The organism is Oceanihabitans sp. 2_MG-2023, from assembly GCF_030547245.1.
Taxonomy (GTDB): Bacteria; Bacteroidota; Bacteroidia; order Flavobacteriales; family Flavobacteriaceae; genus Oceanihabitans.
This window is the reverse complement of the sequence record NZ_JAUOQT010000006.1, coordinates 156,646-170,756: the sequence shown is the minus strand read 5'-3', so window position 1 is coordinate 170,756 and position 14,111 is coordinate 156,646. Positions and strand designations below refer to the sequence as shown.

General features: G+C 34.4%; 9 protein-coding genes. All 9 read right to left on the bottom strand.

Features of this window, described 5'->3' with window-relative positions; genetic code table 11:
• Nucleotides 1-53 precede the first annotated feature (53 nt).
• The 9 genes from Q4512_RS13485 to Q4512_RS13445 all read right to left on the bottom strand — a co-directional run bounded on the left by Q4512_RS13485 (nt 54) and on the right by Q4512_RS13445 (nt 14,102).
• Entirely contained in the window at nt 54-995 is a 942-nt protein-coding gene (locus Q4512_RS13485; protein WP_303425608.1) for a T9SS type A sorting domain-containing protein, read from the bottom strand.
• 32 nt (nt 996-1,027) lie between these two features.
• The gene (locus Q4512_RS13480; RefSeq protein ID WP_303425607.1) at nt 1,028-2,158 is read right to left on the bottom strand and encodes an alpha/beta hydrolase fold domain-containing protein; all 1,131 of its coding nucleotides are present in this window, start codon (nt 2,156-2,158) and stop codon (nt 1,028-1,030) included.
• A gap of 46 nt (nt 2,159-2,204) precedes the next feature.
• On the bottom strand, nt 2,205-2,555 hold the full coding sequence (locus Q4512_RS13475; protein WP_303425605.1) for a hypothetical protein: 351 nt from the start codon (nt 2,553-2,555) through the stop codon (nt 2,205-2,207).
• A 13-nt stretch (nt 2,556-2,568) separates the two neighbouring features.
• The gene (locus Q4512_RS13470) at nt 2,569-4,374 is read right to left on the bottom strand and encodes an arylsulfatase (RefSeq protein ID WP_303425604.1); all 1,806 of its coding nucleotides are present in this window, start codon (nt 4,372-4,374) and stop codon (nt 2,569-2,571) included.
• A gap of 44 nt (nt 4,375-4,418) precedes the next feature.
• Nucleotides 4,419-6,212 (bottom strand): alpha-L-fucosidase, encoded by a 1,794-nt coding sequence (locus Q4512_RS13465; protein ID WP_303425603.1) that lies wholly within the window; start codon nt 6,210-6,212, stop codon nt 4,419-4,421.
• 518 nt (nt 6,213-6,730) lie between these two features.
• On the bottom strand, nt 6,731-8,683 hold the full coding sequence (locus Q4512_RS13460; protein WP_303425601.1) for a right-handed parallel beta-helix repeat-containing protein: 1,953 nt from the start codon (nt 8,681-8,683) through the stop codon (nt 6,731-6,733).
• Between the two features lie 224 nt (nt 8,684-8,907).
• Complete coding sequence (locus tag Q4512_RS13455) at nt 8,908-10,083, bottom strand: putative glycoside hydrolase (protein WP_303425599.1); 1,176 nt, start codon at nt 10,081-10,083, stop codon at nt 8,908-8,910.
• Between the two features lie 12 nt (nt 10,084-10,095).
• On the bottom strand, nt 10,096-11,736 hold the full coding sequence (locus Q4512_RS13450) for a family 43 glycosylhydrolase (protein WP_303425598.1): 1,641 nt from the start codon (nt 11,734-11,736) through the stop codon (nt 10,096-10,098).
• Complete coding sequence (locus tag Q4512_RS13445) at nt 11,733-14,102, bottom strand: PDZ domain-containing protein (RefSeq protein WP_303425596.1); 2,370 nt, start codon at nt 14,100-14,102, stop codon at nt 11,733-11,735. Before Q4512_RS13445 ends, Q4512_RS13450 begins: the two co-directional genes overlap by 4 nt.
• Between the last annotated feature and the right edge of the window lie 9 nt (nt 14,103-14,111).

Genomic DNA, 14,111 nt, shown 5'->3' with positions numbered 1-14,111 from the left:
ATGATAATGACAATAGGTATTTATGGTAGATATGGAGTTAGGAAATTAAATGATTACTTAATGATTAATTTACTAGTAGCTACACCACCAGTTTCAGACTGAATTCTAGCAATATATAATCCAGAATGCATTCCTGATATATTTAAAGCATCAGATGCATGGAACGTTTTTACTATTTTACCTGTAATATCAAAAAGCTGTAATGTTTTAAACTCTTTATTTACTGAAAACGTATTTTCTACTACTGTTGGATAAATAGCAAAAGCATTATCTAATTCATTATCTTCTATAGATAAAGGGTTTGTTGTAAATGTGTAGGATATGTTAGTTCCTATAATTTGCCAAGTATTTTGAAAATTTGAAGGTGCAGTCAAAGCAATAGAATTAACATTATCGGTATCACCAATAGTAAAAAGATCTCCACCAAGATTACTGAACTCAACGCCAAACTCAAAAGTAGTAGTTGTAGTACTTAATGTTCCTAATTCAAAAGGGCCAACTGGTGCAACATCAACAGTTATACTTGGATTATCAGCATTACCTTGAGCTCCTCTAATAGTAAGTGCGTCAAAATGTAAATTTGAAATAGCACCAACATCGTAACCAGTTCCATTAGCATCAAAATCTACAATACTAATACCGTCTATTATTGCAGACTCCCCCTCATCACCTTCAAATAGCGAAGAGTTGTTAGAGCTGTCATCATCATTACTGTTACCAATACCCCATCTTCTATTAGCTCCTGTAGCACCAACAAAAGTACCACTTCCCCCCGGAGTCACTGTCATCTGAATTTTAAAGGTTGTACCTTCATGAGTAAGCTCATCTGAAACCATGATAGCTGCTCCATCTGGATATTCTGTAATTGTAGCATCTGATCTTACATTTGTAGTGTATTCTGTTGCGACTTGTGCAGAGACAAATGAAGATCCAAAAACAAAAGCTGATATTGCTAATGCATTTCTAATTCCTTTAATTGTGTAATTTGTTTTCATAATAATTATGGTTTTTAATTAATAAACATTTGTTATTTGTACTTTAATATGAAGTCGACTGTTGTTTTGGTTATTACGTCTAAACTTGGGTCAATATCTCCTCCAGCTTTTCGCCAATTATGCCCTGCATTTTTCACAATAAACATATCTACATTTGCTCCAATACTATCTGCCTTTTTTTTCATGTGATATGCATGTGCAACCGGTATTGTAGTATCGTTGTTAGCAGCCATCATAAATAATGGGGGACTGTTTTTGGTTAGATAAAAAATCGGACTCATCTCTTTATACATCGATGCCATTTTAGAAGGATTCTTTTCTTTTTTTGTTATTCGCGTACTAAAGCGATCGGCATCTTTTGTTGGATCGTCTGTTTCAAATAATTCTTTTATGGTAAAATCGGATGGTCCATACCAAGAAACTCCTGCAATGACTTTATAAGTATTTCCTGCAAGTTTTTTATCTCCTTTAAATTTCTCTGGATCTGCAAGGGTGATCATTTGGGCGATATGTCCACCAGCAGAATCTCCCATAACATACACCTGGTTCGCATCCACTTGTAGGGCATCGCTATTTTTTGATAAATAACGCAGTGCATCCATAGCATCTATAACACAGTCTCTCATTAAAACAGTTTTATGTCTGGTAAGACGGTAATTGATGGAAACCACTGCAAATCCTTGTTCTACGAATTCTAAGAAAGGATCTTCCATAGGCGATTTAACAATATTTTCTTTACTCCCGTTAAACCAACCTCCTCCATGCGTATATAGCATAATTGGATATTTTTCACCTTTTATTTTTTCGCTTGGATAATAAATATCTAAGTATAAATCTTCTTCTTTTGTTGTTTTATACTTTATGTTTAGTTGAATATCGCCTTTCGTTTTTAGGTAAGGAATTTCAAAATCCGAATATTCTTCTAGTGTAAGTTTCTTATTATTGTCGGTATCATGCTTCCTAATAAGTTTCCATATTTGGTTTATCTCAGCTACTTCAAGCAGTCCATTTTTATTCCTATCTAATTTAGAAAATTCACACTTGGCATTTACTTTAGAACGGGTTGGTTCTACTTGTGCCGAGAGTTTTCCTAGTAATAAAAAGCTAGAGAAAATCATTACATATGTGCGACGATTTTTAATATGAAAAAATTTAGTCTTCATTTTTTTTTGAAATAATGTTCAATAAATTGAAATCAGTTAACCGTTGTTAATTACACTTCTTTTTGGTTTCTTTTTCAAAACTCATGATCTCTTTTTTAGGCTTTCCCGTTAAATCAGCAAAACTTTTAAAATAGGTTTGATTAATTGTTTTGGTTTTTGATTTACCCTCTTCTTTAGAAACCTCAGATCTTTTAATCTTTCTTCTAACAGCAGCACGTTGTTCTAATCGCTCAGTTAATAGATCACTTAATTTTGTTTTATTTTCTTCGGATAATTTAAAAGTGGTTACGGCAGTTTCTATATAACAATCGTTGTTGTTTCCCTTTGCTTTTTTGTTTTGTGACGTTGCCGAAAACGTTATTAACATAATGGCAACTAGTGTTATAATTTTCTTCATTTTATTGTTTTTTTTAATTAATATTCTTTTTTACATTGATATAAAAAGCATTTGTTAATTCGCCATTTTCCATTTCAAACCAAGCCAATAGTTCCGTTTTCCCTTGTTCAACAGCGACACTTAAGTCTGCAGATTGCGATGCATTATCGACATCTACAGTTATAATTTCTTTATCTCCAATTTTCACAAAAGCCTTTACAAATTTCATTGCCTTTCCTCTAATTCTAGCATCTGTTGTAGCTGTTGCTGGAATTTCATCTAAAATTTCAGCACCTAAAGACATACCACTTTCTAATGGCCAACGTCTTAGTTGGAATGTATACTTTCCAGGTTTCACAAAATTGACAAAGAAGGAGGCTGGTTTCATTGGTTTTCCCGTTCTAATCATTGTTTGATTCCATGGAGGGTAATAATCTACCGTTCTTGCATCATGACAAGTAATCACTTCTTCCTCATCTACTCCTAAATCAATTGTGGAATATTTAACTTCTTTAATAACACTTTCCCACCAAGTTTCATAAAAAGCATTCATATTTGATACTCTTTCTGGGTGTTGTTCTGCTACATTATTAGTTTGCCCAGGGTCGTTAGCCGTATTGTACAATTCAGCCCCATTTATCAATCTCCAATCTCCATCCATTACAGAACTATTTTTTCCTTTCTCCGGCCAAGAAATTCGTTGTGTATCTGTAACTAAGTATCTATCTTTTATAGGTGTACTATCTGTTAAATAGGCACTAATATCTGTACCATCCATAACTTTATCTGAAGTATATGGTATGTTTGCTAAAGTGCTTAATGTAGGCAGTAGATCTACATGTGCAGTTAAATCTGATAATGATTTTCCTGTATTTAATTTTCCATTTGGCCATCTAATAATAAAAGGCACACGATGTCCTCCTTCATATTCACTTGCTTTTGTACCACGCATACTTGCATTATATCCATGAATAACTCCTGTTTCTTTATCTATTTTATAACCATTTGAGGTTCCATTATCTGTAGTAAAAATGACAATAGTATTGTCTGCTATTTCTAGTTCGTCTAATTTTTTTAGTAGTTTAGAAAAATTGTCATCTATATTAGTAATCATTCCGTAAAAACGCTTTTGAGTTTCTAATAAACTTTCTTCATCTTTATACATGTCGTAATATTCTTGCGGCACATTGAATGGTGAATGCGGAGCATTTAAACTTAAATAACACAAAAACGGACTATCTTTTTTATTCTCAACAAATTTAATAGCCTCATCAAACCAAACATCAGTACAATATCCTTCCGTTTTTTCAGGATTACCATTTCTTAAGTAAGTACCATCAAAATAATCGTTATTCCAATAATCTGGGGTTTGACCTATACCTCCACCACCATGGTAAAATGCTTCTTCAAAACCTCTATCATTTGGAGTAAAAGGATGATTATCGCCTAAATGCCATTTACCAAACATTCCTGTTTTGTATCCATTATTTTTAAAAACGTCTGCCAAAGTAACCTCTTCTCTATTTAACATCGATGCCCCCATAATAGTATGCCACACCCCATTTCTATTACAATTTCTACCAGTTAATAAACCTGCTCTTGTAGGCGCACATGTTGTTCCCACATGATAATTTGTTAAACGCACCCCTTGTGTTGCAAAATTATCGATAGCAGGTGTTTTAATAATGGTATTTCCATTATGACCTACATCACCATACCCTTGATCGTCTGTAATTACAATAATAACATTAGGTTGTTTTGGTGTTTCTTTTTCTTGCATTTTTGATTTGCAAGAAATGAAAACAGAAAACAGTGCTATTATTCCTATGTATTTATTCATTTTTTTCATTCTTGTAGGTCTTACTTTTAGTAATGTTAATTTTTTTATTGAATTGGTTTAATGACAATTGATTTTAAACTAGAAGTTTCTAAATCCCCGCTAACTAACGAAACCGATACCGTATGTTTACCAGCTGTTTTAAACTCTATAATTCCCATTGGGTAAGCATTGTATTTTTTTGTAGCTGCTTGTTCATTTTGCACCATGACGCCTTCATCTGTTATGGTTTTCCAAACCAAACGACCTTCCCCTTTATAATTTAAGTCTAAATAATAATAACCAGGTACTAACACATTCACTTCCCATTCTGCTATTCCATCTTTTTCCCATTTAGATACTTGTGTTGTTTTTTTCCATTCTCCAAACTTCTCCATCCAACGAATAGATTTTTTTTCAGCATTAGAAACTTTAGCAAAATCGGTTAATATTGTAGTTGCTATATTAGGGTAAATACCATGTGTTTGATTTGCCACAGGCTCCTTGCTCAATTTAACCTCAATTACAGCAACTGGAGCATCTGGTTTTTTATAAGGAACTTCAAAAAGGATCCAATCGTTCTCTTTTTTATAATTCAATTTCATCTGCTTATTGTTTCCAATAATACTAGCAGAAGTTATTTCACTTTTTAAACCAGGCAAATATAGTTTCCCATCTTGAGGCCAATCGAAGACCGAAAGAAATAATGAATTGCCTTGAGTTGTAACATCTCCCCATGGAAGAGCATGTCCCCAAGGAGAACTGCCTGCATTATAGATAACTTGTGGATATTTCTTTATCCATTTACCTGTTTGTTCTAAAAACTTAGTTCCGATTTCAGGAACTACACCATCTCCATTAGGGCCAACATTAAACATGTACGTACCACCCCTACCAACAGTTGAGATTAATCTGTGTAAAATTTCTTTTGGACTTTTAAAGTTATTGTCATACCAAGCAAAAGACCATGAATCATTATTGGTATCAACACTTTCCCATAAAACATCTAAGTTTACGGGAGGAACCTCCATGTCCCCATGTGTTACATAATCCCCCATACCGTGTCCTATTCTACTGCTCATCATCGCATTTGGCTGCAATTTTCTAACTGTATTTGCCAACTCTATAACTAATTCTTTTGGCATTCCTCCAGGTGTATCAAACCATACAAAATCAATATCTCCATAATTTGTACAGATTTCCTCTACTTGCGGTTTACATTTATTATAGAAATAATCTGTAAATGATGCTTTACTTCCATCTGCATTGGTTGTTGGTCCGTTTGCAGCACCAGGAGTTGTCCAATCTTGATAGTGAGAATAATAAAATCCAAATCCTAATCCTAATTCATGACATGCAGCAGATAACTCTTTCATTGGATCTCGACCAAATGGTGTAGCATCTACAATATTAAATTCGCTTACTTTAGTATCAAACATAGCGAAGCCTTCATGATGCTTACTAGTAATGACAATATATTTCATACCTGCATCCTTGGCTAATCTTGCTATAGCTTTAGCATCAAATTCTGTTGGATTAAAGTCTTTTGCAACCCCCATGTAATCTTTAGGTCTAATATTTGCTACTTTAGGATTCATCAACCACTCACCAATACCATAATAAGTTTTACCATTCCACTTTCCTGCTAAGTCAGAATACAAACCCCAATGAATAAACATCCCGAAGTTACTTTGATCGAAAAACTTACCTTTACCTCCTCTAATATCACCTCCGGATGTAGAAGCCTCTCCCCACATCTTATCCATACCTTCTTGACTCTTTTTAGGTTCTTGCGAGAAACTATTTAGTACACATAGCACTATTGCTATTATCGATAAAACTTGATTTCTTTTTCTTAACATATAGGTTATCTTTAAAAATATATGGCACATTATGCGTTTTCAGATTTACATAATATTTACACTACTATTTGCTGTTTTTTAAATTGACATAAAATAAATTACAAACCCTTAAAATATCAATTAAATAAAATTTCAATTCAATTAATATGAATTAAACAACAAAACACTTTCAATAATGCGAAATTCGATATTCGTGATGATATACAAATATGCGATGAGAAGACACTAATAGACTTGCTCGTGTCATGCTTTTTTATTGCTGAATTCAATCAAGTTGATTTGAACAACATGTTTCTCTTATTTTTAAAGGGATTCAAGAGTGATGATTACTCTAATCAATCATGATTTTTATAATAAATTCTAAAATTTTAAGCGTTTTTTTTGAAACAAACAGAAAATAAAACTTTAAATATTTACTAATTCTTACAAATCACGGATTGAATTTAGGAATTTCGTATATGAATAATACGTTATTTTAAAGTGTCTTATAAGTTAAATTTTATACGATTTCAGACTTTTTAATCTTGATTACGCAAACCAATCTTAGACAAATCTATTGGAAGAATATTCATTTTAATTGCAGGAGAATTAGGTTTAAATCTAAAATCTCCATTTTCTGGATCTACAAACATTGGGTCTACCGCTTTACTATTATAATCAACACCATTAGTCTGTGATTTTTTAAGTCGTTCTTCTGCTATACTATTATCTGCTTTACAGAAATAAATATTATAGTCGGAGTCTACATCTTTTATTCGTGCAGGTACTCTACCTCTACTATCTTCACCTACCAACCCTTTTCCTGCTTTTGGTTCAGTTAAGAACGTCACAGATTCTGTTGTAGAATAAAAGATATTTTTTTTATTGGTCGCTCCATTGGATGGACCTTCAACGAGTTTTAAATAAGTGCCACCTGGAGGAATAATATCTGCAATAATATTATTTTCAAAGCGATTGTTTAGCTTTAAAGTCATGCCCTGTGATCTACATTTATAAATTAGGTTTTCTGAGATTAAAACATCCATTTGTCCACCATCGGTTCTAATTGCACTTTGTTTTCCTGTTTTTGCTTCTAAATGATGTACATAATTTCGACGAATTATATTTCCAGCACCTGCAGCACGAATGTAAATACCATTACCATCTCCTAACTTATTCATAACATTATGAATCTCATTATATTCTATAATATTATTACGACTGTGCCAATATGGACGGACATCATCTGGCGTTAATTCTTTTACATCAGGCAACTCTCCTATTTCATCCCAACGGATGGCTCTAGATTGTTCGCGTCTATTAGAATGATTAAAAAAACGAATCACACAACCTGAAACTATTAAACCGCAATAATTTGTATCGTGAATTAGATTATTCGCTACTCGGTTATCTCCACTATTCCATAGAAAAACACCTGGTGATTGCCAATAAATTTCACCTACGTGATGCACCTTATTATTATAAACGGTATTGTTTTTATTAACATCTTTGGTACCAGGACCATAACCGCAAAGTAGAATTCCACCTCCTCCTAAGTGTTCAATATGATTACTAGAAATGGTGTTATTTATTCCGTATAAATCTACTCGAATAGCACCACTTCCACTATATAAAAAATGACAGTTTTCAATACTACTATTTTCTACACCACGAAAACGTATTAGGGCATTATTTTTATCAAGCATGTCCCAATCGTGTTGTAAACCAGCATCGTCTTTTGTTAAAGTATAGCGTTCTCCATGTTTAAAAGTCAAACCACGAAAATGAAGATTTTTTACAGGAACATCCGTTGGCCCTTGTATATCAATTTTTCCTTCTACTTTTATAAATTCAATCAAAGTTGGTACAACCACTTGCGATTGGTTCCTTGGCCATAGGTATACTTTTCCTTCTTTTGTATTTAACACCCATTCACCTTGCTCATCAAGCGCTTCGATAACGTTCTCTACCCAAAATCCTTTTTTGGTCATAGCATAAGTAGCGTCAATTGCTGTATGCGCAACTCCCTTTTTCTCATCAACGGATTCCAATGGCAGCATATTCACTATCCATTCACGTGTTGGACGCACTAATATTTCAACATCTTTAATGTTAGACCAGTTTTTTAATGTTCCTTCAGGAAAATTGAGTTTATTCTTTTTGCTTCCCTCTAAAGGCATAAACTTTACCGACTGTGCACGCGGCAACATGCCTTCTTCATCGTATAGAGTCAGAAATTTATTGGAAACATTGGCGACCATAATATTTCCGACAGCTTCTTTGGGCAGACCTGGAATTTCCTCGGTCACTTTTTGCCAACCCTTAATCTCTTGCCCAGAACTGAATATTGGTGTTTCGCCTGGATAGGCTTCATAGGTAATGGTAGCGTTGCCTTCCCCTGAATCCCTCAATCCAAATACCACAGTCTCTCTGAGTTGATATACGCCTTCTCTAATAAGCACGACAATATCTTCAGATTTATTCTTTTTCAATTTTCGCACGGCATCACGTGCACGTTCTAACGTAGCAAATGGACCATCTGTTCTTTCTGGATTTGGTTGCTCTAATGTTCCAGACCAATTGTCCGATCCCTGAGTTGATACATAAAAATCAGCTTTGCTTTGTCCGATAATATCCGAACTACTGCATGCATAGCTAATGATTAGCGATAGCGTTAAAATAAATTGTCGTTTCATAGTCTTAGTTAAATTCTTTTTTAATGCCAAGTAATCTTAGCCTTTCTGTTTTCTGTGTCTACCCAAACGCTAGCATGTTCAAACTCGCGAGTGAACTCCCAACCTTCTGGTGTTGTTCTTTTATAAGCTCCTTTTGGTGCTCCTAATGGTTTTTGCAATTCTGGATAGTTTACCAAAGATCCCGTAGCTAAAGTCCATCCCCAACTATACATAAAATAGGAATAAGGTTGCGCACCAATTAAGTAGCAAGCGAGCGCAAACTCTAACTGCTTTTGAGAAAAATTTGGCATCTCACCTTTAGGTTTTAAATTGCCACGACCTGCTCCTTCAACACCCAAGCGAAATACAGATATCTTTCCATTTTTAGCATTTTTCAGCATATCCTGCCATTCGCTTAATAAGTTCTCTTTTTTCGATCTAACCGTAGCATAATTCTCAAACATCACAGCATCACAAACAGGATATACATATTTTGCATCCTTATTATTAGCATTATTTCCCAATAGAATTTTGTCTGCACCCATTTTTTCTTTAAGTGCGCCCATCATCTCTCCCATTGCTACCGCAATCTCTTCCTTTTTATCCTTAATAAATCTATTATTACCATGCATTTGGTCAATAAATACTCCATCGCAACCCGATTCTTTTACACCTTTAACAACAGTTTCTACCCACCATGCACGGAAATCAGGATTTAAAATATCAAAGCAAAACGCACCATAATGCTCGTAAAGTTTTCCAGTTTTTGGGTTGGTTAATAGAAATTTTTTCAATTCAGGGTAATCTTCAATACGCTCTTTTGTGAAATTCTCGCTATATGACGTATAAGGCCAAGCGTATGCCGAATTGAAATAGAACAAGACTTTTGCATCTGACTTCGCTTCTTTAAATGCTGCAGACTCATGCTTTGCTCCCAATTCTGCAGCGCCGAGTTCTGCTTTTCCGTGTGACTTTTCAATACATAAAAAACCTGTTCGTGCTGCTATAAACCCCACTTCTTCTGGCTTTAACAAGCGTTTCTTGTGCTGAAACATATAATACATAGGTGTGGTATCCCAACTAAATTTAGGAAAGAAATCCTTAGATGTAAAATTGCTTCCGTCACTAATCATTAAAGATTGATTTTCACTTTCTTTGTCTTGTGCCTGCAATACGCTTACAGTAATAAGTAATATATATAGAAGTGTTTTTTTCATAATACTATTTTTCTATTTCACTTTTAACACGACATTATCCCAATTTGCAGTTCCTTGGAAATCTTCAGAAACTAAACAACGTAACTCTACTTTTAATAAACTCCCACTATTAAATTCATTTTTAATTTCCACCCATTCATCCGTCTTTTTATCCGCATCAAGTTCAAATTTACAAGTGTTGTCAAAACTACCGTTGGTATCAAAAATCACTTTGCCTTTGGTACCAGTATTGACTTTTAATTTCACACTAAGTTTATAGTTAGTATTTGGAATCAAATCTACAATTTGCGTAATTGGTTGCGCCTTTCCGTTTCCTTTGTATTGCATTGCATAATAACCCGCTGCCGGATTATCTAAAGCCCTTTTATATAATTGTGAAGAACGACGACTTCGCCAATGTTTTATCTGTTCTTGGGTTGCCAATTCAAAAGATGGGTTTTTAACGAGGTTTTCATTTGTGAATTTTGAAATTTTCAATGACTTGAAATCATTATTACAACCGAGTTCATTGATATTGATTCTATTTTCTTCAAACGTCCAAGATTCCCCTTTGAAATTATCCTTTTCAAAACCTTCAACTCTATAGCCTTTCGGAATTTCAATAGATGATATACTATTTGGCTGAATGCCTAGTTTTTCCAATTCATCTTGATTATAATTTCCAACGGACAATGTGCCCATCATACCATTAAAATTAACGTTCTTATGAAAGGTTGGTAACGTAACACCTAAGGTTTGTTTTACCATTTGAATAGTGCCGTCTTTATTAAAATAAATAGGATCAAAACAAATTGAACGATTTGGCCCTATACCTCCTGATAAATTTCCGTTGTGATAAAAGATGTACCATTGATCTTTATATTCTACTACCGAACCATGCGTTGTAATGACATCTGTACTGCTTAAAAAGACTTCATTGTTTTCCCAAGGTCCTAATGGACTTTTACTCATGGCATAACGCATTTTGTTGAATTTAGGAAAATCATCTGGGTAAATCATATAATAAATGTCATTTCGTTTGAACACAAAAGGGCCTTCACGAAGACCATCGAGACCTGTTTGTAAAATAAGTTCGCCATCAAGTTCCATCATGTTTTCCTTTAGCTTAACTCCGTAGCATTGGTTATGTCCAGCTATGTAGAGATACGCCTGACCATCATCGTCAATAAACACACAAGGATCGATGTACGCTTCCAATCCTTTAATGTAACCTTGTTCTTTAAAATCTGAATCAGGTTTTGTGCTGGTTGCTACGCCAATTTTCCATGTCTTTCGAAAATCCGTGCCTGTTGGATGCGGAAAATAGTAGTAATAGGTGCCATCTTTATAGACGCAATCAGGTGCCCACATAAAACCGCCTTCTTCCCGTCCCCATTCTACTTGACTTGAATGAAGTATCTCTCCATGATCTTTCCAAGTAATCATATCGTCGGTAGAAAATACGTGATAACCATCCATGGTTTTATAACCTCTTGGTGGTGTGTTGTCTGTTGAAGGATAGACGTATAATCGACCATCTTCCCATACATGTGCTGAAGGATCTGCCGTAAACATGTGGCTTACAAAAGGATTGGAACGTCTGTTCTGTGCATGTATTTGAAATACTCCAAAAAACAAAAATACTATATATAAAATACTATTCTTTATCTTCATAATGTAGTTTTTAATTCCATTTCTTTCTGTTCTCTTACAATTTTTAAAGTGACTTCTGAAACTCTTATTTTTTTCATGTATCGGAAAAACTGTTTCAAATTAACTGTTTTTTGCCCGTTTACTGCTAAAATTAAGTCCCCTTCTAATAATTCTGCTTTCGCTGCTTTAGAATTTTTAGGCACTTTTATTAAAGCAATACCTCCATCCTCTTTGGAAACACCGTAAGCCGAAAATTCCATTCCTGATAAACCACTAACAGTTGCCCCTAACCAAGTTGGTTTTGAACCTTTTTTTGCTGCTCGTTTATTCTTAAGATTTTCTGAAACACCTAAATCAGGTATTATTGGTGTTTTTGCAATGGCTTTTAAAGCTGGCTTTTTAACACCAAACTGATCCATAGGGAAGTTCTTAAATCCAATATCAAAAGCTGGCGACCCTTCTTTTACTCTAAAATCTCCGTTAGCAGGATTAATAAATTGTGGATCGGCTATAATGGAGTTTTGGTCCCATCCAAACTCTTGTGTTAGTTCTGAATCATAAATAAGATTTCTGTCGACTAGTTTGCCAGAATTCTTTTCCGTTGGTACTTTTACACCTTGATATACAAACATGAAAATATTTGAAAACACCTCATCTCCACTGTTTTCATACCACACATGTGGATGAAAGGTATTATTTATGGTAATATTATTCCAAGCACGTCTTCTAAACCCTTCGCGAAGTTTTAAACCACCTGACAACATTAGATTATTATAAATATCATAGTTGGTAGAACCATCGTCTAAGTCGATATCCCAACCATGATCACAACGCCAACGGCTGTTACGAATGGTCGTTGTTTTTATGGCATCAGCAAATGGTAATTCTGGATATTTACTTAAATCTGAGTTTTTAAGTCGCCAATAGCGGTCTCTTCCCCAAGAATTAAAAGACCCATGATCATGTGTTTCCAATACGGTACTAAAAACATCGCAACGTTCAATTAAATGACCTCCAAAAGCACCATCACCGATATTAATTCCTGAACGTGTACAATTGTAAATAGAACAATCTCTAACTATAATATCCATTGCCATGGTAATTTGTATTCCAGCAGGTTGACGTTCTACGGTTCCAATATTATGAATTAAACAATCTTCAACGGCTCCCAATGCAGGATAATTCTCAGTTTTTGGGCCAGGTGTTTTATCTACGGTTAGCATATCATTTTTCTCGCCATATTCAAACAACGGATCACGTAACGCATTTGGATCACCTACAAAACAAACTCCACTAGCTCCTGTATGATGAATGTAATTTCCTTTGATTAAGGTATTCCTATTATAGTTGTTTACAAAAATAGCATTTCCACCAACTTGATCGAACTCACAATCTAAAATCTGAATATCTTCTGTTCCCGTTAACATAAAAGCACCACCTCTAAAAATCGTCCAATCGGAACGCACCATAGGTTCTTTGGTTTGCATAAACGTTCTTGCTGCGTGTTTTACTACAAAACCTTGTAAAGCTATATGTTTTACTGGTTTTTCTATGGAACCTTGAAAATCTATTAATTGTTTTAATCGAACAACTTCAATTGTTGCTTTGTTTAGATCTGTGGTTTCTTCTGGCTTGTAATACAACGTGTATGTCTTTTCATCATGAAACCACTCTCCAACAGCATCTAATTCTTCAAATATATTCTCGACCATGCGGTATTCTAGATGCATACCCATTTGTCTGTTGTTTTGCCAGCCTCCTTCATAAGTTATTTCTCCTTCTTCATTTTTACCAGTAATGATATAATGATATCCTCCCCATTCTTTAGAATGCATAGCATGTATATAACCTCCTTTTGGATTATTCCATGTGGTAGTTCTTTCTTTAGAAAACGCATCTGCAGCATAACCCTGATAAGCATCTGTTTTCTTACTAACATTGTAATTAGGATATCTAGCCATGTGTTGATTTAATCCGTTTACAAAAATTTGGTCAATTTTGATACCTTCAGGTGTTTTCGCTTGAAATATACCATCACGAAACGATTTCCATTTTAAGTTTAGTTTCCTCCCACCACTTAATACTGCGCTACCTTCGTTTTGAGCACGATACACAACAGGAAACTTCTTGGTACCCGAATCTTCAGGTTTAAAAACTAGACTTTCATCTAAATAATAGATACCGTCAGCAAAATAAATAGTGACAGCCTCTTTACCGACATAAGTTCGTGCTTTAAATTGTGCAGCAGCAAATGTTGCTAATGGTTGATTTATAGATCCAATATTAGAATCTGAACCTTCGGAACTAACATAAATTTCTACAGATTGTCCAGAAACTAGCATGGTTCCGAATAAAAAATAAAGAAAAAGAAATGAAAACTGCTTCATGGATAACTA